The organism is Lewinellaceae bacterium (assembly GCA_020636135.1).
GTDB lineage: Bacteria > Bacteroidota > Bacteroidia > Chitinophagales > Saprospiraceae > JAGQXC01.
Genome location: JACJYK010000003.1, coordinates 19865 through 43793 on the forward strand (window position 1 = coordinate 19865; position 23929 = coordinate 43793).

23 protein-coding genes are annotated in these 23929 nt (G+C 50.0%); 12 read left to right on the plus strand and 11 right to left on the minus strand.

Translation table 11 applies throughout. The annotated features are described in order from the left end of the window. The first annotated feature begins 9 nt into the window (after positions 1-9). Together H6570_19285 and H6570_19290 are read left to right on the plus strand one after the other, a co-directional pair. On the plus strand, positions 10-483 hold the full coding sequence (locus tag H6570_19285) for a GNAT family N-acetyltransferase (protein MCB9321431.1): 474 nt from the start codon (positions 10-12) through the stop codon (positions 481-483). Positions 484-532: 49 nt separating this feature from the next. Then, on the plus strand, positions 533-2125 hold the full coding sequence (locus H6570_19290) for a glycoside hydrolase family 32 protein (GenBank protein MCB9321432.1): 1593 nt from the start codon (positions 533-535) through the stop codon (positions 2123-2125). A 13-nt stretch (positions 2126-2138) separates the two neighbouring features. Here the strand turns inward: H6570_19290 and H6570_19295 are convergent, their stop codons facing one another. From H6570_19295 to H6570_19305, 3 genes are all read right to left on the minus strand, one after another. Further along, positions 2139-3206: a serine hydrolase gene (locus tag H6570_19295; protein MCB9321433.1), complete on the minus strand. Its 1068-nt coding sequence runs from the start codon at positions 3204-3206 to the stop codon at positions 2139-2141. Between the two features lie 26 nt (positions 3207-3232). After that, on the minus strand, positions 3233-4495 hold the full coding sequence (locus tag H6570_19300) for a M20/M25/M40 family metallo-hydrolase (GenBank protein ID MCB9321434.1): 1263 nt from the start codon (positions 4493-4495) through the stop codon (positions 3233-3235). A gap of 100 nt (positions 4496-4595) precedes the next feature. Further along, entirely contained in the window at positions 4596-6167 is a 1572-nt protein-coding gene (locus tag H6570_19305) for a D-aminoacylase (protein MCB9321435.1), read from the minus strand. A gap of 167 nt (positions 6168-6334) precedes the next feature. Between H6570_19305 and H6570_19310 the strand changes: the two genes are divergently transcribed. From H6570_19310 to H6570_19325, 4 genes are all read left to right on the plus strand, one after another. After that, positions 6335-6718, plus strand: a complete 384-nt coding sequence (locus tag H6570_19310; protein MCB9321436.1) for a DUF1801 domain-containing protein — start codon at positions 6335-6337, stop codon at positions 6716-6718. A gap of 29 nt (positions 6719-6747) precedes the next feature. Continuing rightward, entirely contained in the window at positions 6748-7194 is a 447-nt protein-coding gene (locus tag H6570_19315) for a VOC family protein (GenBank protein ID MCB9321437.1), read from the plus strand. A 68-nt stretch (positions 7195-7262) separates the two neighbouring features. Beyond that, positions 7263-7682, plus strand: a complete 420-nt coding sequence (locus H6570_19320) for a hypothetical protein (protein ID MCB9321438.1) — start codon at positions 7263-7265, stop codon at positions 7680-7682. Next, positions 7679-7972, plus strand: coding sequence for a hypothetical protein (locus H6570_19325; GenBank protein MCB9321439.1), 294 nt, complete (start codon positions 7679-7681; stop codon positions 7970-7972). Before H6570_19320 ends, H6570_19325 begins: the two co-directional genes overlap by 4 nt. Positions 7973-7987: 15 nt before the next feature. Here H6570_19325 and H6570_19330 read toward each other — a convergent pair whose 3' ends face one another. Beyond that, entirely contained in the window at positions 7988-9325 is a 1338-nt protein-coding gene (locus H6570_19330; GenBank protein MCB9321440.1) for an acetylxylan esterase, read from the minus strand. A gap of 132 nt (positions 9326-9457) precedes the next feature. On the opposite strand from H6570_19330, the gene mtaB reads away from it, so the two are divergent. Continuing rightward, positions 9458-10804, plus strand: coding sequence for a tRNA (N(6)-L-threonylcarbamoyladenosine(37)-C(2))-methylthiotransferase MtaB (mtaB, locus tag H6570_19335; protein ID MCB9321441.1), 1347 nt, complete (start codon positions 9458-9460; stop codon positions 10802-10804). Positions 10805-10808: 4 nt separating this feature from the next. Here mtaB and H6570_19340 read toward each other — a convergent pair whose 3' ends face one another. Then, positions 10809-11048, minus strand: coding sequence for an acyl carrier protein (locus H6570_19340; protein MCB9321442.1), 240 nt, complete (start codon positions 11046-11048; stop codon positions 10809-10811). Between the two features lie 102 nt (positions 11049-11150). After that, complete coding sequence (locus H6570_19345) at positions 11151-12923, minus strand: S8 family serine peptidase (protein MCB9321443.1); 1773 nt, start codon at positions 12921-12923, stop codon at positions 11151-11153. 119 nt (positions 12924-13042) lie between these two features. Between H6570_19345 and H6570_19350 the strand changes: the two genes are divergently transcribed. The 3 genes from H6570_19350 (at position 13043) to H6570_19360 (ending at position 16003) form a co-directional block, all read left to right on the plus strand. Further along, a complete protein-coding gene (locus H6570_19350; GenBank protein ID MCB9321444.1) occupies positions 13043-13981 on the plus strand; it encodes a succinylglutamate desuccinylase/aspartoacylase family protein in 939 nt (312 codons plus the stop codon). Continuing rightward, the gene (locus H6570_19355) at positions 13978-14457 is read left to right on the plus strand and encodes a hypothetical protein (GenBank protein ID MCB9321445.1); all 480 of its coding nucleotides are present in this window, start codon (positions 13978-13980) and stop codon (positions 14455-14457) included. Before H6570_19350 ends, H6570_19355 begins: the two co-directional genes overlap by 4 nt. A 109-nt stretch (positions 14458-14566) precedes the next feature. After that, positions 14567-16003, plus strand: a complete 1437-nt coding sequence (locus H6570_19360; GenBank protein MCB9321446.1) for a hypothetical protein — start codon at positions 14567-14569, stop codon at positions 16001-16003. Between the two features lie 12 nt (positions 16004-16015). On the opposite strand, the gene H6570_19365 is transcribed toward H6570_19360, so the two are convergent. Next, a complete protein-coding gene (locus H6570_19365) occupies positions 16016-18463 on the minus strand; it encodes a ligase-associated DNA damage response DEXH box helicase (protein MCB9321447.1) in 2448 nt (815 codons plus the stop codon). Between the two features lie 75 nt (positions 18464-18538). Here H6570_19365 and H6570_19370 point away from each other — a divergent pair, with 75 nt between their 5' ends. Further along, entirely contained in the window at positions 18539-19726 is a 1188-nt protein-coding gene (locus tag H6570_19370) for a DUF1343 domain-containing protein (GenBank protein MCB9321448.1), read from the plus strand. A gap of 77 nt (positions 19727-19803) precedes the next feature. Then, entirely contained in the window at positions 19804-20754 is a 951-nt protein-coding gene (locus H6570_19375) for a thioredoxin family protein (protein MCB9321449.1), read from the plus strand. 53 nt (positions 20755-20807) lie between these two features. Here the strand turns inward: H6570_19375 and H6570_19380 are convergent, their stop codons facing one another. The 4 genes from H6570_19380 to H6570_19395 all read right to left on the minus strand — a co-directional run bounded on the left by H6570_19380 (position 20808) and on the right by H6570_19395 (position 23873). Beyond that, positions 20808-21875 (minus strand): hypothetical protein, encoded by a 1068-nt coding sequence (locus tag H6570_19380; protein MCB9321450.1) that lies wholly within the window; start codon positions 21873-21875, stop codon positions 20808-20810. Positions 21876-21922: 47 nt separating this feature from the next. Further along, positions 21923-22795, minus strand: a complete 873-nt coding sequence (locus tag H6570_19385; GenBank protein ID MCB9321451.1) for an alpha/beta hydrolase — start codon at positions 22793-22795, stop codon at positions 21923-21925. 313 nt (positions 22796-23108) lie between these two features. Further along, on the minus strand, positions 23109-23576 hold the full coding sequence (locus H6570_19390) for a DUF1772 domain-containing protein (GenBank protein ID MCB9321452.1): 468 nt from the start codon (positions 23574-23576) through the stop codon (positions 23109-23111). A gap of 12 nt (positions 23577-23588) precedes the next feature. Next, positions 23589-23873: a hypothetical protein gene (locus H6570_19395; GenBank protein ID MCB9321453.1), complete on the minus strand. Its 285-nt coding sequence runs from the start codon at positions 23871-23873 to the stop codon at positions 23589-23591. Between the last annotated feature and the right edge of the window lie 56 nt (positions 23874-23929).

Consider the following 23929-nt stretch of genomic DNA (forward strand, 5'->3'; position numbering starts at 1 on the left):
CTTGTATACATGATTATACGACCAGCTCAAATGGATGACCTGGACACATTGCTTACTTTCGAACAAGGAGTAATTACCGCCGAAAGGCCTTATGACCCGACGTTGAAGGAGGACCCGATTACCTATTATGACATTCATGATCTGATCCATTCACCATTGGCTGAGATACTGGTGGCTGAAATCGATAACCAATTGGTGGGTTGCGGGTATGCCAAAATCAAGGAAGCAAAACCAAACCGTAAACACCGGCAGTTTGCATACCTCGGGTTTATGTACGTGATACCGCACTACCGGGGAAAGGGTATCAACCAGGCGATCCTCACCGGACTGATCCAATGGACCAGGCTACAAGGCTTGCATGAATTGAGGCTGGAAGTTTATGTCGGAAATGGATCAGCACTGAAAGCTTATACAAAGGCCGGATTTATGCCTTTGGTCCAGGAAATGCGCCTGGATTTATCCACCGTAGATGATTCTATGTGAGACGGCCATCTCCTTTATGTGTATTTTTATTCCTAAATCCGGATCATATATGTGGTTAAAGTTCTCAAGTCTGATCGCCTGTTTGGCCATTTTGTTTGCATGCAATACACCAGAAAAGCAACTACCGGTGAATGCAGTACCCGTCGATTCGTTATATCACGAGCCATATCGCCCACAATTTCACTTTTCACCTCCCCATAACTGGATGAACGACCCCAATGGTCTGGTTTATTTCGACGGTGAATACCACTTGTTTTATCAACACTTTCCGGATAGTAATGTATGGGGTCCCATGCACTGGGGTCATGCGGTGAGCACCGACCTGGTCCACTGGGAGAATCTCCCCATTGCTATTTATCCCGACTCGGCAGGATACATCTTTTCCGGCAGTGCCGTGGTGGATTTAAAAAATACCAGCGGCTTTGGTGAAGGCACGCAACCTCCCATGGTTGCCATGTATACCATTCACGATCCCATGAAGGACCGTGCTGGCCTTAATGATCGTGAATCGCAAGGCATCGCTTACAGTAACGACAAGGGCCGCACCTGGACCAAATATCCCGGAAATCCGGTCATCCCAAACCCTGGCGAGGAGCGCGACTTCCGCGACCCAAAAGTCTTCTGGGATGGAGGTTCGGGTCAATGGATCGTGGTGCTGGCCGTAAAAGATCATGTGGCCTTCTGGGGATCTCCGGACCTGAAGTCCTGGAGGCACCTCAGCGACTGGGGCACTCAATACGGAGGTCACGGCGGCGTATGGGAATGCCCGGACCTATTCCCTCTGACCGACACAGCGACCGGTGAGACCAAATGGATACTGATCGTGAACATCAATCCTGGGGCGCCAAATGGCGGTTCCGGCACCCAATATTTCACTGGTACTTTCAATGGAAAGGAGTTTACAATGGATGATAATCTGAAGGATCAGGTATCTGGCGGTCAGGGCATCTGGCTGGATTATGGCATGGATGACTATGCCGGCGTCACGTGGTCCAATGCGCCGCTGGCCCCAGATCGGCGATTGTGGATCGGATGGATGAGCAACTGGGAATACGCAACGGTCGTACCTACCACCGACTGGCGCAGCGCCTGTACTCTCCCCCGTGAATTGTCTCTGATCCAAACAAGTCATGGATACCGTCTGGCGAGCCATCCGGTTCAGGCTCTGGAACAATTACGTCAGGAGTCAAGGACTATCAGTCCTGCCAGGATCGACAGCACTCTTGATCTGGGGGAGATACCATCTATTTTTGAATTGGAGCTCGACTTTCAGCTTCCGGAGTCCGACGATTTTTCCATAGGTCTTGTGCTGGAAAACGAAGCAAAGGAGTCGTATCGCATCGGTTATGACAGCCGGTCGAATCAATTTTACAGCGACCGGACGGCGGCAGGGGATCACAGCTTCTCGGATCGCTTCGCAGCAGGTAACCACACGGCACCCCGGATAAGTGATAACCGGCATCTGCACCTGCACTTGTATTTTGATGTTGCTTCTGCCGAACTTTTTGTCGATGATGGTTCGACGGTCATGACGGAGATCTATTTCCCCAGCACTCCCTTCAGCCGGTTAAAACTTCAGGCTAGCGGCAATCCAGTTGAAATGACCGGGGCAACCATTTATCCATTGCATTCGATCTGGTAATCCGGACAGGTAATTATTCCATATCCAGGATCTCCGCTGCTTTCAAGGTCACTTTGATACGCACATCCGATGAATTGGATCGCCGGTAGGCGGCTTTGGTTTTATAGGCCAATACCGTCTCGATCGCCGGATAAACAGTGATATTCTGACCCATCGCTCCTTTGGCAGAGTAGGCACCTTCGTAACGGGGATCACTTACTGCCTGCCACAACCACCACATGTAACCATAGCCATAATTTACTCCGCTGTCCCGGAAAACCGGCACATTGCGATTTAACTCGGTATAGGTGGTACGCTCTTTCAGCATTTCATCCACCCAGGCTGCGCTGACCACCTGCTGGTCCTTCCACTTCCCCTTATTCAGCATGAGCAGGCCGAGACGCGCCATATCCCGGGTAGAGAACCACATGGGATAGGCCAGATAGCGGGAGATGGTCGTATCCCCTTCCTTGTGCTGCAGCGCACGATCCCAATCCTGCATTCCCAGTGGATCGGCTAATTTCACCTCCACCTCATCGTATATGTTCTTGCCGGTCTCCTGTTCGAAGATGTAGCCGGCTACATTGAAGTCCCAGTTGCTGTAAAGCCAATAGGATCCCGGCTTGACCGACCCCCGTTCGGGAGCATATTCCTGCATACCACCGGGATAGCCTTCCTTGTGGTAGACACCGGACCGGGCCGAGATGATGTCCCGCACGGTCGCTGTTTTTTCGATGGGAAGGAGTCCTCCCACATCGTCCAGGCCTAAATCAGCAATCGTTTTATCCAACTTTATGGTGCCATTTTCGACGTACTCTCCGTACAGCATGGAGAGTACACTCTTGCGGCAGGATGCGATGTAGCTGACTTCCGAGACATCTCCGAATTCGAAGACGACTTTGCCTTTATGAACGATCATCAACCCGGTTATTTTGGTACTGTCCACCAGATAGCGGTAGAATGCCTGTGTCTTAGCGTTATGCCAGGGTTTTGCCTCCTCATCGGACGCGTCATGCCATACCCGGTCTGGAAAATCCTGGGCCGGAAGAATGGTGGTCCAGAGGAAAGCCAGCAAAAAGAAAAGGTTTTTAGAAGTCCTCATTCAAGTTTGATTTTTAGTAGTTCATCTTACATCCCGGCCTGTGCCAGGGTTATTAACAGCGCCAGCTGTATGGCTTTTGCTCCGTCTTCGTTCAGGTACCACTCATGGAGTGCATGTGCGCCTCCTCCTATTCCACCTCTGCCGATACATACCGAAGGGATTCCAAGCGACACCGGTATATTGATGTTGGTGGACCCCCTTCCCAGGACCGGTACTTCTCCAAAGGAGGCGGTGGCTGCCATGGTACGCTGGATCAGGGGCAATGTAGCTGGTAGCTCTCCGGAAGGCCGGTTCCCGATCGGTTCCAGTTCGTATTCAACTTTGTCTTTGACTCCACTGGCATTGTATTCGTCTATGGCTTGCTGAACAGACGTTTTGAGGATCTGCTCTATTTCTGCCAGGTTTTCAGGGTCTAACGCACGCATATCCACTTCCATCCAGGATTCAAAAGGAATCGAATTCACCGATGTACCTCCTCCGATGCGGCCCACATTAAAACTTGTTTTGGAAATGTCGCCCGATGTGAAAGCCCACGCTGCCGTGGAAAACTGATCGATGACTTTACCCAGGGCGTGGTGCGGGTTGGCCAAGCCAAATGCACCCCAGGAATGCCCCCCAGGTCCACGGATGATCACTTTATAGCGTTTGGATCCCAAGCCGGCATTGCTGATGCGTCCTATTTCACCACCATCAATGGCAATCCAGGCATCAATCTTCAATCCGGACTCGTTAAAAATGTATTTCATTCCACGTAAGTCCCCAAGTCCTTCTTCTCCCACTGAGCCGACAAAAAGCAAATCTTTCTGGGTTCGTATGCCTGTCTCCTGCATGACGTTCAATATCCGGATGACCATCGCCAGCCCACGGGTGTCATCGCCGATACCGGGCGCTTTAAGGGTATCCCCGGAATAGCGAACCTTTACATCCGTACCTTCCGGAAACACCACATCCAGATGGGCATCCAGGCCCACGTACCCCGGCTCGCCGGAGGTACCTCGCCGCAAGCCGAAGACATTGCCTTCCGGGTCGGTCCAGACACTGTCAGCCCCTGCCTGTCGTAGCATTTCTGCAAATGCCCGGCCTTTAGGTCCTTCCCCGAAGGGCGGTGCCAGGATTTCAGTCAGGAGGATCATATCCTTTATGGTTTCGGCATCTTCTTTTTCGATGAACTCAAAGGCCTGCTTTACCTGCCCGTTAGATTTCAACGCACCAATTTCTTGGATGTATTCCGGTACAATGACCGGTTCCTGAGACAAACCTCTGCATGGCAAATAAGCGGAGAGAGACATCAGGATGATGAGCGTTCGCAACATATGCATTTTGCTATTTGATTCAATAATGAACTTAATCGGTGTTAAAAAGCTGGCAAGGTAGGTCTTTACCAGGAACTTACCTTTTCCGGAGTACTAATCCCGGGCGGGTGTCCATATACTGGCCATCATCTACCGCCAGCACTCCATTGATGATCACATAGGAGATACCCTCCGGGTACTGATGAGGCTCCTCAAAGGTGGCTTTATCGATGATGGTTTCAGGATCAAAGATGACAACATCGGCACGCATGCCTTCCCGTAGCCTACCCCGGTCGGCCAACCCGATGGTTTCCGCGGATTGTTGAGTCATTTTATGGATGGCCTGGGTCAGTGTCAGGGTTTTTTCTTCGCGCACATAATGTCCCAGGACCCTCGGAAATGTACCGTACCAGCGCGGATGCGGATGCCCCATGCCAGGCTTGACCAGACGCCCGTCCGAACCGATCATCGTCTGCGGATGCTGCATGATGCGTTTGACATCCTCTTCCACCATGACATGGTAGACGCAGGAAGCGCCTCCGTTGAGCTGAGCCTGGATGACCAGCTCAGCGCCGTTCTCGATAGTCGTATCCATTCCTTTCTGGATACACCAGTATTTGAGTGTTTTGCCTTCCAGGTCGGGCTGCCAGTCCACTTTGGCAAACTGGATCCGGTCCAGGTCTCCACCACCGCGGTCATTCAGGATATTAAAAACGATCTCTTTTTTTATACTATCCCTGGTAACGGGATCCGCTACCCGCTCCTTAAATGCCGATTGACCTCCGGCCATAGCCCAGCTCGGGATCAATACCGAAATGCCGGTATAACTAGCCGTATATGGATATTGGTCCATCTTAATATCAAGTCCCAATGCCCGTGCGGAGTCCACCAGCGCCAGTGTCTCCACACTTTTGCCCCACATAGGCTTGCCGATCACTTTATGGTGGGTCAGGATCACCGGAATATCGGCTTCGGCGGAAATTTGAATGGCTTCCCGCACGGCCGGGAGCAGGCCCAGGCCTTCTTCACGCAAATGGGAGGTATAGATGCCGCCGTATTTCGAAGCAACTTTTGACAACTCAATGACTTCATCCACTTTTGAAAATGTACCGGGTAAATATTTCAGGCCGGTAGAAATGCCATAGGCGCCATCGAGCATACCCTGTTCGATCTCGGCTTTCATAGAATCCAGTTCGGATGCCGTGGGAGCGCGGTTATCCAGTCCCATCACATTCCGGCGCACGGTGTTGTGGCCGATCAGATAGGCTACATTCATGCCCACACCTTTGGATTGCAGGCTGTCCATAAATGCTTTCAGGGGCCAGGGTGAACTGCCATCCGGACCTCCCAGTGCCGTGGTGACACCCTGACGGACCATACTTTCACAGTCATTCAGCTCCATGATGGGTTCCAGGTGGGCATGCATATCAATGAATCCGGGTGTTACGGCCAGACCTTGTGCATCAATGATCCGGTCGGCAGTAGCCTTCTGCAGATCTCCTATAGCTACGATCATGGAGTCCCGGATGCCAATATCCTGCATGACCGGTTCTCCTCCGGATCCATCGTATACCGTGCCATGGAGGATCAGCACATCAAAATGTGCAGGTTTCCCACAAGCCAGTACCCACAAGGCCAATACCCCAAATAATAAGTTGCGTTGATTCATATCGACAATTTGGCTTAAATTACAATTTGCGACCCAATGGATGAAAATAAATGACCCGGGTTATCGTCTATTTCCCGGGATATTTGCTTGAACACTGGTAAATCCAGCCCATCAGAATGTCGCAACACCCCCTTCTCAGAATCCGAAATTAAGTGCAAATTTGAAATATGGAAAAAACAGAATACCGATCCATTGATGAGTATATTGGCACCTTTTCCCCTGCTGTTCAGGAATTGTTACAAGCTATCCGTACGACGATACGAAAGCATGCCCCGGAAGCAAAGGAGACCATCAGCTATGGCATGCCAACCTTTAAGTCTACTGAAAATCTGGTCCATTTTGCAGCTTATGACCATCACATCGGTTTTTATCCGACTGCTTCGGGCATCCAGGCATTTCAGACGGAAATCAGCAAATATAAATGGGCCAAAGGCTCGGTCCAGTTTCCCCTATCCGAACCCATACCTTTCGATCTCATCGAACGCATGGTAGCCTACCGGGTTAAGGATGCCAAGGCAAAGTTTGAGGCGAAAAAGAAAGTTAAAAAATAGTCGTTCACGTTCTGATATATACATAATTTATGGATCGAAATAAAATAATTCCCAGCCTGTGGTTTTGCGTTGAAAATGGTCAGATAAAAAACATCCTGGACTATTATCAGCACATTTTTGGAAGTGATTTTACTTCGGGACCCGTCATCCCGTTGGGCGAGACTCCCAGCGGTTATGCGGAAATGTGCGAGGTGGAGCTATTTGGCGGGAAATACATGCTGATGAGTACTGCCAGCGAGCACCACCCCTTAAATGATGCTATTTCTTTTATGATCAATTGCGTGGATCAGCAAGAAATTGATAAATACTGGAATTATTTCACCGCAGAGGGAAATGAGTCCCAATGCGGATGGTGTAATGACAAGTATGGTTTGCGCTGGCAGGTATTACCGGAAAATTTCGGATTACTGATGCAAAAACCCAATGCCTGGCAAGTGATGATGTCTCAGCGGAAAATTGTCATCGCCGAATATTAAACCCCAAATACCTGCGGTTGGTCATTTTGGGTTAAAACAATAAATTGTTGCCCACAACACTATTTTAAATGAAAGAACACACCACCAATTATTTTGACACCTTAATTGAAATAGCAGAAGACAGTCCAGTCAAGAATGCGGAGATCCCCTCAGTCAAAGGGGATCAAAAGACCATTGCATTCATTCAGTACGAGTTACTGATCGATCATCCCTACCAATACACCTCGGATGACCTGATCTTTAAATGCCATGCCTTAAGCAAAGAAATCGATCCGGTCGAATGGCAAGAAGCCAGGGCCGATTTCTTCTCCAGGGGCCAGGCTTGTATGCGGTCGTCCCCGCTGACCAAGCGCTATGGCTGGGGTGTCCACAGTGATCACCAGGGAAAGATTGCCCTGATCCCCTCAGAATCGGATGAATACCTCAACTTGCAAAAAGACCAGCATGTGCAGAAAGTCAAAGCCATGCGATCGAAGAGATCCCGATGACAAAACGTCCGGGTACTTTACGGATCTGTCCCCGGGGACACCGGTACTACAAAAGCAGTGCTTGTCCGGTCTGCCCTCTCTGTGAAATAGAACATACACCTACCGCAGATTTTTTAATAAAAGTCAGTGCCCCCGCACGCAGGGCTCTGGAACGCGAAAATATCCAGACCCTGGAGCAATTGGCTTCCTGGACGGAACAAGGGTTGCTGAAACTGCACGGCATCGGGCCCCGTACTATCCCGCCACTCAGGGATGCGCTCACTGGTCAGGGTTTGAAGTTTCGGGAGTAGCAATTCTGAATACATTTATTTATGTTCCCAGTAACGTGCACAAAAGTCGAGGAAATAAGGATAATTTGGGGCCGGTGTGTGTCCTTCATTGTGCTGTCGCCAGACCAGATCTCCCTCCAGTAATCCGTGATTAATTTCCGGCATCTCATCGGTGCCCAGGTCTTTTTTACCCAGCAACCGGTAGACCGGTCCGGCAGCTGCCGTAGCCATAAACATGCCCCGCTGGTCAGTCCACTGGTCACCGTCACTACCACAACCTACAAATACCGGCCTGGGAGCACAGAGCGCAATGAGTTCATGGGCATCCACCGGTAAATCATCCCAGTTAAGGGGTCCGCCGTAGCGGATGAAGTTACCCGCCATCCAGTGGTATTCTCCACTTCCGGTGAGGTTTTCGACGATCTCACCGTAGTTGCGGCGGTTCAGCTTTGCGCCCCCCTCTCCGGATGAAGACACATAAGCCACAGAAAACCGTTCATCGGAAGCCATCGTCACCAGAGCCGCCTTGCCATACCTGGAATGGCCGCCGATACTGACCTTAGTTTCGTCGAGATCCTGACGTCCCGTGAAATAGTCAAGCGCACGGCTGGCGCCCCACGCCCAGGCACGCAGCGCACCCCAATCGTCCGGCTTTCGACGCAGGCCTTTATTGACCAAACCAATGATCCCTTGTGTCAGTCCGGCGCCGTTGTCGGCCTGGATACTGGTAGGACGCAACAGGGCATATGCCCAGCCTCTCCGGATACAATCGACCTGCCACGCAGAAGGCTGGGGTACCGACGTGTCTCCGGGGCGACGCCATAGTCCCCAGTAAAACTCGATGACAACCGGCTTCCGGTCAGGGTCATGCGCTGGCAGGACTAGGGTAAGATCCATATCCACGCTGATCTCCGGGTAACCGGTATTGTCTGCATGGCCGGTCAGTTTTTGCATGACCGCCGCCCGGTCACCGATCATGGTGTCCCTCTCCTCCAGTATCCTCCAATCAACCGCTGGTGCCTGGGCGGGCACGCGGCCGTACACCTCCCGATCAAAAAACTCGGCGATCTCCTTTCGACGCACCATCCAGTCCGCTGGTGTAACTACCGGCTTTCCGTTATTAAATACCAACGGATCAGGCAGAACCGGATATGGATTGGCCCTGGCTTCATCGTAGTTTACGGCATTGGGTGCGTTGAGGTCATTGCCGTTTGCTCCCTGCCGCAAAGAGTCAATACCGAGGAGGATCATCATTTGCCGGTGATCCTCGTAAGACAGCCGGTTAAGACTGTCACGTTCACGCTGAGAAGGAAACTGTCCAAATGCGGCGGTGCAGATCAGCCATCCTGAAACAAATACGATCAACCGTTTCATCACGTCATTCTATTCTTTAGATATACAGAAAGATACGGTATTGTGTGGAAAAGTCGGTGATTGAGTGGGCGTCGTGGGGCGCAGGTTTGCGAATAACCATTAACTTTGCGGCTTCGTAATCAAGCAATTAGCATGGCGACACCCCGATCTGTAGCATTTCACACCCTGGGTTGTAAGTTGAATTTTGCAGAAACCTCCTCGATAGCCCGGCTATTTGAGGATGCCGGCTATGCGATCCATACCTGGGAGGAAGCTGCAGATTTTTATGTGATCAACACCTGCTCGGTGACCGATTTTGCCGACCGGAAATGCCGTAAAGCGGTACGTCATGCATTACGCCAGTCGCCTCAGGCCAAGATCATCATGATGGGCTGTTACGCACAACTAAAACCGGAGGAAATTGCTGGCATCCCGGGCGTAGATCTTGTACTGGGCGCCGGGGAAAAATTTAAGATCCTGGAATACATCGATCAATTGCGTGACACCTCCGGTAAGGGTCTGGTTGCCGTGCAGGACATCCAGTCCATAACTCATTTTGATCAGTCATTTTCCTTTGGCGACCGTACCCGTTCCTTTTTAAAAGTACAGGACGGCTGCGACTACAATTGTGCTTTTTGTACCATACCTCAGGCACGGGGTAAAAGCCGCAGCGAATCCATCGATCAGATTGTTGCCAATGCCCGCGCCATCGCCGAAATGGGGGTGAAAGAAATCGTACTGACAGGCGTCAATATCGGGGACTTTGGTAAATACCTGGATTCACAGACCGGGCGGTTCCGGCGACAGACCAAATTTCTGACTCTCCTTCACGCTTTGGATGCTGTCGAAGGCATCGATCGCATCCGCATTTCCAGTATTGAACCTAATTTGTGTGACGATGAGGTAATTGATTTCATCAGCCAATCCAACACCATTGTACCACATCTCCACCTTCCGTTGCAATCGGGAAATGATAAACAACTGGAGCAGATGCAACGCCGCTATCGTCGTGACCTTTATGCCGACCGGGTCAGTGCCATCAAAGAAAAAATGCCCCATGCCAACATCGGGGTGGACGTTATCGTCGGATTCCCCGGAGAAACGGACGAGGACTTTGCGGAGACCTACCGGTTTATTCAGGATCTGGATGTGACGTATCTCCATGTATTTACCTATTCCGAACGTCCCAACACACCTGCCTATGCGATGCCTGGTAAAGTCCCCATGGAGGTGCGGCGGCAGCGCAATAAAATGCTTACCATCCTGTCGGAGAAGAAACGCAGGGCTTTTTACGAAGCATTTTGTGGTAGTACCCGCCCCGTTCTTTTTGAAAAGAGCACCCATCCAGGCCAGATGAGTGGATTTACCGATAACTACCTCAAAGTCGAAATGCCTGAGGATGCCCTGATGCTAAACACCATCAGGCCGGTGCAGTTATCCCAATTGAATGCTGAAGGTCACTTTGAAGGTCTGATCCTGACAGCAGAAGCGATCGGCTGACCGGTCAGTGAGCAGGAATCAGGCGTGACTGTTCAAATGCGTAGCAAAGGTCATCCACTGTCTGAACTTTTTCGATGGCTTCAGCGCTCAATTCCACGCCAAACATATTTTCCAGTTTGAATATTAAGTCGAGACGATCGATGGAATCCAGTTGCAGGTCGTTCTCCAGGGATTCAAAGTAGTTGATCTGCTGGACCGGGCGTCCCAGGATATAGCTCAGATATTGTAAAATGTGCGTTTTCATAAATTTGGATGTTACACGATTCACATTTAATCTAGCTAAAACGATGTTGGGGAGCCACCTGTTTAAAGCTGACTCTGAGTTTAAGAATTCGTTAACATTTTGTTAATCTTTGAGTAGCTTGATAGTTCGGGAACCTTCTTCCGCCACCAATTGCAGGTAATACAATCCAGCTGAAATTCCCTGCAGATCGTTACTCCAATTGGATTGCCGGTCAATTGATGCTGATAACACCAGTCTGCCCAATTGATCATACATCCGGATCTGATGCACATTTATTTTTTGACTCCAGTTCAAATTTATTTTGTCATGAGCCGGATTGGGAACCACCTGAATTGCCCAGTCTGAAACAATAGTACCGCCATTACCTGTGGTAGCCAGGGCTAGCTTGAGCGCTTTGCTCAGGTTGAGAATGCCGTACCCATAGTATGCATTGGGAACGCTCATGCCATCAAATGGGCCACACGCTGTCGGATCATACATCGGATCTGCGCTGGATTCGAGGATGTACTGGATGCGATCAACATCGCCGTCCAGGGCAGGCACTGCCGATAAAAGCAGGGCGACACCGCCCGCGACATGGGGGCCGGACATACTGGTGCCATTCCAGTTCTGATATCCGCCTCCCAGCACAGCGGATCGTACATTAACACCGGGAGCCACCAGATCGGGCTTCAGTCGTCCACTGCCATCCACCAATACCGGTCCGCGCGAAGAAAAGCCGGCCAGGGTGTCATCCTGCCGGATGGCCCCGATGGTAAAACTGGAAGCGTAGATCGCTGCCGGGTCATTGACTGTACTACAATTAGTCCCGTCATTGCCCGCAGATACCACCACAAAAATGCCTGCCTGCCTCAGCTGTGCGACCGCTTCATCCAGTAGTGAAAAATTGGTTGCATTGCATCCCTCTTCTGGCGGACAGCCCCAACTGTTGTTGATGACCGCCGGAGCCAAATCCGGATTTGGGTTCTCTCCGGTCAGGTCGGTGGGCGCCAGTAACCATTCAAAACACTCCAGATAGGTCCAGGGTGATCCCCACCCCCGTTCCATACACCGGCATCCTATCCACTCTGCTTCGGGTGCTATCCCGATCGGCTCATCCGGTGCCAGTCCGGCCATGGTACCCATGGTGTGGGTGCCGTGACTTTGATCATCACAGGGGACCTGACTATCGAGCCCACAGGGATTGCTTTCCGGTGTAGGCATTTCATCCTTGTTAAGTGGATTGATGGTATGGATGGCATCGTGCCAGTTGTAATCATGAACCGGGTCGCCCGTGGTCCGGTATCCGCGGTATTGATTTTTGATGGCCGGATGACTCCAATCGTAACCGGTGTCCTCACCACCGACCGTGACCCCTTTGCCTTTTATACCCAGATCCCACAGGCTGTCCGCTTTGATCCGATGGATGCCCCAGGGAATGGCGGTAGGGCCTCTTACTTCCACCTGGGATACATTCCACTCGGCCGGTGTTGGCTGAAGCCGCCACTGTGGATTGGGCAGTACCTTTTCTACTTCCGGAAATAATATGATCTCATCGATTTCCTGTGCTGTCAAACTGACGTGAATAGCATTGACGATCCAGCGGCTCGACCATGATTTATTATGCTGATTGCACCACCGGATCAATGCCTGCTGGGACTGATCCGCATGCTGACGGAGTTGATGATAGACGGAGCGTGACTTCATTACCTTACCCTGCAGGTTGCGGGTATCCGGACTGATTTGGTGGAGGTAAACAATGCATTCGATAAGGTCATCCGGGCCAGCAGATTTCATTTGGGCTACTATCCGGGAGTCGATGTCCACCTGACCTGAAAGAGATCTGGTCACCAGCAAGGTAAGCAGTAGAGTTCCACCGGTAATGTATCTTTTCATTGCACTCAAGGTAATCCGCTCAACCATTAACATCTGAATCGTGGAAATGATTTAACTCATTGTGTATAAAAATCAGACCATGAAGGTAACAGTTTCCGAATCTGCTATCTTTGCAAGCTATGGTTTCACGACATTTTCTCGGCAGATATCTGGGGCAGGAAAAGGGGCCGCTCATGGTCGCTATCGGGGCGATGCACGGCAACGAACCGGCTGGTGTGAAGGGGATTGAACTAATCCTTAAAATGCTGGAAGTGGAGCCCATCACGCGACCGGAATTTGTCTTCCGGGGGCGATTTATCGGTATCCTAGGCAATCCCGTTGCTTATCAGCGCCGTTTGAGGTTTATTGATATGGATATGAATCGCCACTGGCAAGCTGAACGAATACGGCAGCAAATCCAACAACCCGAGCAACCCAAATCCGTGGAAGAGCGGGCGATACTCAATGTCCTGCGGCTGATCCACGAGGAAATAAAAAATTATCGGCCTACCGAAGTCGTCTTGCTCGATTTGCACACGACTTCTTCGACTGGTGGCATATTCTCCATTGCCGGAGATGACCCGTCCAGTCAGGAACTTGCCGTGGAGCTGCCTGCACCGGTGATCCTCGGTCTGGCCGATGAACTGAAAGGTACTCTCCTGCAATATTTTAAATCCATCAAACTGGATGTTCCGGTGCGAACCATATCCTTTGAAGCCGGACATCATACCGACCCGCTGTCCGTAAACCGATGCATAGCAGCCCTCACCTGCTGTATGCGTGCGATCGGATGTGTCGGTCAAAATGACGTAGAAAGCCAGCACATGCGGGTATTACTGGACCAGGCCGACGGTTTGCCCAAACTCACGCGCCTGGTTTACCGGCATTCCATTCAGCCGGAAGATCATTTTGTCATGCAACCGAATTACAGCAATTTTAAAATAATACGACAAGGGGAGATCATCGCGCACGACAGCAAAGGTGCCGTCCCTTCTCCCTTTGACGGCCGGATCCTGTTGCCTTTGTATCAGAAACAAGGAGATGACGGCTTTTTTATTGTTCAAGATATCCAAGTATGAATACCAATCCTGTCCAATGGGAAACCATTGATGCACTGATCAATGCTACCGCTGAAGATGAAAATTTATCCTTCACCTGGCTTGACGATCTCGCCACCCATCAACTGGAGCTGGTCGCTTATGCCATTTCCGAAGAGATGCAAGCAGTCTATTCGGAACTGGAACGAGTCCAGGTGCTTTATCTCTTATCCGTCATCTGGAAAGCGCTGGAAGGCAAGTTAAAGGCGGAACCCCTGGATCCGGAGACCCTGGAATCCGTGGATGAAGCCAACTGGCTGCGGTACGAAGAGGCGGAAGATGAGGTAAAATTATTGGATGACTGGATCGATGAGAGCGAAGAACCCGAATTACTGGAACTTTTAATCCAGGGAATACTGGAAGAAGAGGAACTGGGCGAGAATTCACCGGAAGCCATCTGGGGATTGTTCATCCAGGCCAAATCCTGTCTCGACGCTTTGCTGACCCTGCGCTTGTAGCAATAACCGGGTTGATACGGCCGGAATCCCGGATGGCATTCTTTTGGGGAATTATGTAACTTCATAACCTGTACCTGTGTTGGTACGTTTAAGTATAAAGTCTTAACGGATGCTGCAACGCCCCCATATACTGCTATTCGTTTTTAGCATGCTTTCCCTGACCAGCATGTGGGGCCAGCGCATTGCCATTTCGGATGAAGTGCAGTTGCGCAATGATATTTCCTACGACATCCTGGGCCGGTACGACGACCGGATTTTGCTATTCCGGGATAAGGCCAATAAACAGGAAATCCAGTTTTTTGACGATCAGATGCGCTTCCGTAATTCGAAAGAACTGGAACTTGAGGACCGCAGGGTGATCATGCTGGGAGTGACAAGGCATCCCGAGTTTTTCTCCCTCATTTATTATTACCGGCGTAAGAACAACCTGTACATCGCAGTTCAACAATTCGATGGCAAAGCACAGCCCATTGATACGGTCCATGTCGTCAAGGTTCAGGAAAATATTTTTCTGATGCCTGACTATAAAATGACCATTTCGGAAGACCGTTCGAAAGTGGCTATCTTTTCTTCCGACCGGGAGCGTGAAATGGACATTTTTGTGGTCGATCTTCTCCACTTTGGCTTGATCGGAGAGCATACGCTGCTTTTTGACGATGTGATTTTGCGTCGGGATTTTCGATCTATTGAGGTCAGCAATCAGGGTTTGGTATCCATCATCCTAGAAAAAGACAACACGGTTTTCAAAGCTTCAGATCACCTCCTAAAACTATTTTTATTGAATCCGATGACCGACCAGATCACCTCATCGGATATTCCGGTTACCGACCGGGTCACCGTGGACCTGCATTTCCAATGGGACAATATCAACCAGTGTGTTGTTGGTGCTGGTCTCTACTCCGAGCGCAGCTTTGATCGCTCACAGGGATTTTTCTCCATGCGCTATTGCCTGTCGGATGACGCGATATACATGCAGTTCCATCCATTTACGGAGGACATATTGGTGGATATTTATGGTAAGACCGTGGAAGAACGACGCGGTGTCGATGAGGTTGAGGTTCAGGATATCCTGCTCCGTGAAGATGGGGGAATGATCCTGATCGGTGAGATCAAAAAAGAATTTGCGCGCCGGTCCTTTTATGGAGACCGGCCCTACGCTTCGGCAGGATACGGATATCTTAGCGACTATCAGTATGAGGATCTGATCCTGTATTCCATTCAGCCCAACGGAGATCAGCAGTGGGCCACCGTCTTACATAAGAAGCAGTATTCTCACGATGACGAGGCCATCTATTCCTCTTATTTTATTTTTAAGAACCCGTCAAAAGTAAGGCTGGTGTTCAATGATGAGATCAGCAAAGAAAATACAGTCAGCGAGTATGTGATCCGTGGCAATGGCGAGATGCTCCGCAACAGTCTTTTTAATACGGAATACCAACACCTCCAGTTGCGTTTTCGGGATGCTGTTCAGATCTCTTCCACTGAATTTGTCGTTCCCAGCCAGCGCCAGTTGCGTCTGAATCTCGTGAAAGTTGATTACAGATAAGGATTCCTGCCCTCAATCACCCCACTCCACTTTCATCTTCCTGATCCGGTCAGTAAGGCTTTCAGTACTGAAACGCTCCCGGATACGCTCGACCATGATCGGGAATGCAAACGGTGTGACCTTGTCCGGATATTCAACCCGGATGTTTTGAGCGGATATACGTTTAAGTGCAGCGCGCAGGCGGGCCTCTTCCAGTTGGTACGTCATCACTTCTTCATACGTTTGCCGGTAGAGGAGGTTATCGGGTTCATAATCCCGGAACACATTAAATAACAGTTGGGCGGAAGCCTGTAAGTGCTTTTCCTTCTTGGGTTTATTGGGAAATCCGGCAAATACCATCCCGGAGATGCGCGCCACTTCGCGAAATTGACGGCGTGCCATCTCCACCGAATTGATACTGGATTGAATATCGGTCTGCAGGTGATCGGTGGAAAACCAGGCCTGAATGCTGACCGGATCAAGGTCGACCGGTTTATCCGAAAGCAGCTCAAATCCGTAATCATTCATAGCTATCGAAAAAGAGATGGGCCGATGTCGAGAGATACGCTTGGCAATCAAAGCGGCCATACCCTCGTGGACAAAACGCCCTTCAAAAGGATACATCAATAGGTGGTACCCTTCTCTGGTCATAAAATATTCAATGAGGAAGAGATCCCTGGTGGGCAAAGAAGACCTTTCCGTCTGCAGATCAAAAAGCGGTTGCAGATAATGTGCTTCCGGAGAGGGTGCCTGCCCTTCAAAGTAAAGATAGAGCTCCTGTCTGAGCATTTCCGCCAGCTGGGAACTAAGCGGGGATTTGCCTCCCTGCCAGGAAGGAATCCGCCCTGATTTTTTGGTGGTCTTACGAACGAGGGCATCCATATCCTTAAGCATGACAAACTCCAGAGCCTGGCCGGCAAACCAGAATACATCACCCGGTTGGAGCTGGGAGATAAACCATTCTTCGATGTTGCCCAGGAATTTACCCCGCAACAGCCGGACTTTGATCATGGTATCACCCACAATGGTACCGATGGACAGCCGGTGCCGCAGCGCCACACGGCGGTCATGGATGATGTACCTGCCGCCTTCGATCACGACCTTTTGAAATTCATCGTATGCTTCAAGACTTTTGCTCCCCCTGGTGATGAAATGCAGCGCCCAGTACCATTCTTCCAGGTCAAGGCTGGAAAAACAATGGGTACCGCGCACTTCCGGCCAGATCTCCTGCGGCACGAATCCGTCACTTACCGCCAGGGTCATCAGGTATTGCACCAATACATCAAAACAACGAATATGCGGCAGGCGGTCTTCCACATATTGTGACGCGATCGCCCTTCTCAGCGACGGCGCCTCCATCAGTTCCAGAGCATGGGTCGGTACAAAGTAAATTTTACTGGAAGCTCCCGGCCGGTGGCCGCTCCGGCCGGCACGCTGGATAAAACGGGCTATGCCTTTGGGACTCCCGATCTGGATGATGGTCTCCACCGGACGAAAATCCACTCCCAGATCCAGACTGGAGGTACATACTACGGCTTTTAACCGACCTTCATACAGGGCATCTTCCACCCAATCCCGCAGTTCTTTGCTGATCGCGCTGTGGTGCATTGCCATCCATCCTGCGAGCTGCGGCTCTGCCTCCAGGAGACGCTGATACCATATTTCACACTGAGACCGCGTATTGACAAAAATCAGGGCACTTTCCGATGCCATAATGACGGGTATGACACGCTCCAGCAATTTAATGCCCAGGTGACCACCCCAGGGTAATTTTTCCACCTCTTCATCCAGGATGGACTCCACCACAATTTCTTTATGGATATCAGCCCGGATCAGGGCGGCTTGCTCAGGTGCATGATCGGCACCGAGCAGGACTTCCAGCGCCTGATCCAGATTGCCAATGGTGGCCGAAATACCCCAGATGCGCAGATCCCCGGCGATGGACTTAAGCCGGGATAACCCCAGCTCAATCAGAATGCCCCGCTTATTGCCCAGCAGCTCGTGCCACTCGTCAACAACCACCGCATGTAATCCGCGGAAAAGCCGGTCGTATCCTTTGGTGGCTAAAAGCAAATGGATGCTTTCCGGCGTCGTGATAAGCAGGGTAGGTGGTTTCTGCTTTTGTCTTTGCCGCTCCTTCTGATCGGTATCACCTGTCCGAACCGCGATCTCCATCTCGATGCCCATACCCTGGGCTGCCCTTGAACACGCATTGTAAATTTCTTTGGTCAGGGCGCGGATCGGCGTGACCCAGATGGCAAATAATCCGGCTGGGCACCCAGCCTCCAGGAATTGCAGAGCTATCGGTATAAACAGGGAATAGGTCTTACCGCTACCGGTGGGTGCATTGATCAGGCCGTGTTTACCATCCCTGAATTCATGCCAGGCCGACTCCTGGAACGGGAACGGTTTCCAGCCCTGCCGGTCAAACCAATCCAGAGCAACTGCCATCCCATCAATGTCCGTGCGCTTAACTACCATAAATCCAATGTAAAGCATTTACCTTTCAGGTAATCCGTCGAATTCAAGAAATTAGGAGCAGAAAATCTGGAATGTATGGTGATCACCGGATTGGATCGAATCGTGGAGGATGTCCAATTACAACAGCAGTTTCCTGGAAAGGTGGCCCTGTTGGGACACAACGCATCCCTGGACCGGCGGGGAAAACATGCTGCATTGCTTTTTCGGCAGATTTTTGGAGACCGGTTGGTCAAGCTGTTTGGCCCTCAGCATGGTTTTGCCACCTCAGACCAGGATAATATGATTGAAACCGATCATTTCATTCATCCTTTCTTCCGGATACCGGTCTATTCCTTGTATTCTGAGACGCGGGTTCCGACAGATGCCATGCTTGAAGGCATTGACCATTTGTTCGTCGATCTACAGGATATCGGCAGCCGGATGTATACCTACCTGTACACCCTCACCTTATTGCTTGAAAAATGTGCCGGCAAAGATCTCGAAGTGATCGTGCTGGACCGCCCTAACCCCATCAATGGGCTCATGGTGGAAGGCCCGGTGCTCGACCTGAAATATGCTTCTTTCATTGGACGCCATCCACTGCCGGTCCGCCACGGATTAACCCTGGGCGAATTGGCTGTCCTGCATCAGAACCATTGGACGCCGGAGCCTGCTCAGATGAGTATCCTGACGATGCAGGGCTGGCACCGGGCTATGAATTTTAGTAATACGGGACTTCCCTGGGCTTTACCATCACCAAATATCGCCCGGCCGGAGACGGCACTGATCTTTCCCGGGACGGTTCATTTTGAGGGCACCCAGTTGAGTGAAGGCCGGGGCACCACCCAACCTTTTGAGGTCTTTGGTCACCCCCGCATAGAGCCTTTTCGTCATGTAAAACACCTTGAGCAGGTTCTGCATGCTTCCGGGCTCGGTGGTGTGACCATGCGACCCATCTCCTTTCTACCTACTTTTCACAAACATGCAAATACCCTCTGCGGCGGATACCAGGTCCATGTGACTGACCGGGCTAACTTCCGCCCCTGGCGTACCGGAATGATCCTGATACGGGAGATGTATCACCTGCTGGAAGGCGATTTCCAGTGGCTGGAACCTCCCTATGAATACGTCCACGACCGCATGCCCATCGACATTCTCAGCGGTACCCACGGGATACGACATTGGGTCGAAAGCCTGGATGGGCTGGATGTCTTGAATGATCTGGAGGATTTGGATGAATTTTTGACTTTGCGTAAGGAGGTTTTATTGTATGCTGAGGATTAAAGCCGGTGTTTATGTCCTGACCGGGACGACATCCTTCACCGGGATGTATTTTTTTTGGGGTAATAAATGATGAACGCATGAGCCGCATCTTCCTCTTTATTATTTCACTGTTCCTGACAGCTACCAGCTTTAGCCAGAAACAACCCATCGAACTGGGTGATGTCACCTGGCTCCGGGATTACGATCAGGCGCTGCAGCAATCGGCTGCTTCAAAAAAACCGGTGTTGATTTTGTTTCAGGAAATTCCGGGCTGCTCGACCTGCCAGCGTTTTGGAAGAGAGGTCATGTCGCAACCCTTGCTGGTGGAGGCAATTGAGCAATTTTTCGTCCCACTGGCCATCTACAACAACCGCCAGGGTAAGGATGCGGAGGTCCTGCGCATGTTTCAGGAGCCAGCCTGGAATAATCCGGTCGTGCGCATCGTGGACATGGAAGGGCGCAACCTGACCGGTAGAGTTTCCGGCAACTATACCCCGGCCGCGGTGGTCAATGCCATGGTCGAAGTTTTGCAGAGAACCAATGTCAATCTTCCCGGCTACCTGCAATTGTTGCAGGAAGAATTGTCGGCTTCAACTCCGGTCACTAAAACCTACCAGATGTATTGCTTCTGGTCGGGTGAAAAACTGTTTGGAGGCACCACCGGGGTCCTCCAGACGCGCGCTGGATTCCAGCAAGGCCATGAGGTGGTCCAGGTGACTTACGATCCCACCCAGTTGTCCGAGAAAGAGCTGGACCGCGTAGCTCAATCGGGTTCCTGTTCAACCGTGACCGGTGGCAGTTTCCGGGATGACCGCGAGCCGAAATATTACCTGACCAACTCGGAGTATCGTTTCATCCCGATGAGCGAACTGCAGGCTTCACGCATCAACAGCATACTGGGCAGCGGGAAGGATCCCCGGGACTGGTTATCACCCCAGCAATTGCAGTGGCTGAAAGACATCCAGGCCCATCCGAAAAACAACCGGAAATCATGGGTTCAGCAAGATCTGCAGGAAGGATGGCAATCCATGCGTAAAGCGGATCTGTAGGATGGTGGTTTCTAAACTCACTTTTGGGTGATGGTTCCTGTTTTATTACCTGCTTATTGATTTTGGTGATCAATCCAGTCGATCACCTGACCGTTTTTAAATTGCCATAATCCATTCTTTCCGCCAAACCAGACCGCGCCTTCTGCATCTCCGACGATGAATACAATCCGGTCAAAGATCCTACCATCATCCCCTTTAAATAACGTGAATTTCTGCCCATCGAATAGACACATCCCCGAAAAACCACCAATCCACAAATTTCCATCCGGGTCCTGATGGATGGCCCTGATATTCTGGGTACAAAGGCCGTCCCCGACAGTATAGGTCTGAAAAGAGGTCCCATCGTACCGGGTCAGACCACTGTTCCGGTTTCCGTTAAATCCAAACCAAACATTTCCTTCTTTATCTACAAAAATAATCCGGACCATATCATCACTGATCCCATCATCAGGCATAATCTGCCGGAAGCTATCCCCATCATACCGGCTCACGCCACCATGAGTCATGGAAGCAAACCACAAGTTGCCGGAATGATCCTCAGTAATGCTCTGAATGATGTTGTGGTAGAGGCTGTCGGGTTGCTTGCGCCCTATGTGGTCCAAAAAATGGGTAAATGTGTTCCCATCGTACCGGTAGGCCCCGGCTCCGTTGGTGCCGAACCAAAAAGATCCTTGCTTATCCTGGTGGATGGATTGGACCTCGTTTGGATTGACAACAGGATACGATTGTTTCAGCCAATCGGTTATGGTGTCATAATGAGGGAGGTCAAGATGGGAGAAGTTTTGCCCGTCAAAAATACAAATACCGCTTGCCGTTCCGAGCCAGATGTTCCCTTGGTTATCCTGGGTTATGCTGGATATTTTATTATCGGAAAGCCCGTCCTGCAGCATATAGTGGACTACCGAATTTCCGTCATACCGGTAAAGGCCTTCGGAAGTAGTACCAAGCCATAGTTGACCTTCCCGGTCCAAATATCCGCAATACACATCACCATGAATGCCTGAAACTTTTGTGCCTACATTTTTGGTTCCATGTGATTCTTCAGCAGAGTCACTGGGCTGGCAGGAAGCGAGTAACACCGAAAAAAAGAAGAAAAATATCTTAATTAATTCCTGAGCCATCATTTAATGGTTAATACATTTCTTTCATGAATATTTTTGATCCTCCACTATTGACCAATCATTTTATAATAATCTTTAACGGCCAGCTGGATACTCAATAAAACGATATCCGGATCATCATTTTGAACATAATGCCCGGCTATCGAGCTGTAAAAAAGCCGGCCATAGGGTGATTTATTGACCACATTCATCCAGTTCTCCACCCAATGCCTGGTCCTCGCCCGGAATAGCGATTCCTGGTCATAGTCTTTTGATCTGTATTCCGGAGGGACAGAAAATCGTCCGCCAACAATAAAGTGAACCGGAATGGCAGGCAGGTCCTTTTCATTTAACGCTCTAAAATCCGTGATCCTCAGATTCCGCAGCAGCTCACTTTCCTGCTGCACCCTGATATTTTTGGAAGAATCGATTACTGCCGGCTGACTAAATTTTGCTTTCATCATCGAATCGATGTAAGCATCGCCAACTCCTATTTCCCGGTAGGGAATCTCAAAATCGGAAAGCTTCTGTGTAAAATCCGCCGGATCAACGAAAATCAACCCTGCCAGATCATCCGGGTATTGGTTAGCAAATCCTCTTATGTAAACACCACCCAGGGAATGTCCCACCAGGAGATAGGGCGGATCAATATGCAATACATTTAATATCTGGTTCAATTTTTTCGAATGACCTTTTATCGTGGGAATTACCTGATCTGGCTCAGACCCTCCGGTACCGGGCCGGTCATACATTAATACCGGACCTAATTGACCCACAGCCTCCGCAATCGTTTCCCAGGAATTGATGGTCTCACCATGACCATTCTCAAATACGATCACCGGTTGCCCTTCCTTGCGGTCTTCAAGTCCTTCAGTATATACCCTGACCGCCGCATGATCAAGTGTAATCAATCGGGACTGAGCGCTGGACCAATAACCCATTGTACTTAAAAAAATAATTATCAAAATTCTCCGTACAACGCCTTCTACCACGGTAATGAATATTTTTATAATTAAAAATTACTCGCAGACTTATTCCATTTACTGCAGCAAGATCTTCCCTGTTCTTTAAATAGGTTCTCTTTACCCGGAAGGCCCTCAAGGTATAAATATTAGCCTGGGTAAACCCGGATAACAATGTCCAAATTCGGGAGATTAATTGCAATATCAAGACACATGGATACCATTATTCGACAGATAATTCTTTCAAACACCAGACCAATACTCGAAAAACAATATTAAAATGTCAATGTACTTATGGATTTGTTTCCTGCCGGAAAACAATGGTCCATGTTACAAGAACCAGGCCTGCTAATTCTGCAATTGTCCGCAATTTGTGAAAGAACCACCACCGGTCCCTCAGGGTAGTCCAGTGATCAGGGAGTGAAGCACCGTCCCATGTGAGCATCTCCTTCTGGATGGGGAGATTGCCAAACCGAGAAATGAAAATACAGGATGCAAAACAGGCTGCAGCAAGCAGTAATACTATAAATACGGTGTTGTTTTGTCTCAACCGGAATGCCAGTGCGATGGTCACAAGCGTCTCCACCACGACCATAGCAACCATCATGGTATTGAGTGAACTGACCAGATTTTGCTGTTGCTCCAGGTAGGTTGCAGGTGAGTATGCACCAGGATCCAATCCCATCCATATTCCAAAACTTGTTCCCGCAAGCAGTGCAGCAACAATGATGGATGTAAATTTTAGAATCTTTACCGTCATGACAGAAATAATTTAGATTTCCACGGTTTCAATAACCTCTAAAATTTTTAATTGAACGCCAAAAATGATGCTTCCCTCTATTTTTGGAAAAATGTTTTCCAGCGCTGCCTTAGTTGCCTGTGCTTGCTCCAGATGTTCAAACTCCAAATCAATAATTACAAAAGCCTCATCACCCACCGGACGATAAATTCGATACTTTTTAACCCCTGATTGTTTTCGGTCTATCGGATCGTTTTCAAACGCTTTTTTCCAACCGGTATAATTAGCGATTTTATGTTCAATTCTTAATACGATCATAGCCTTGCTTTCCTATACCAATTTAGCTAATTTCCTGATGTGCTCCGGCTTTTTCT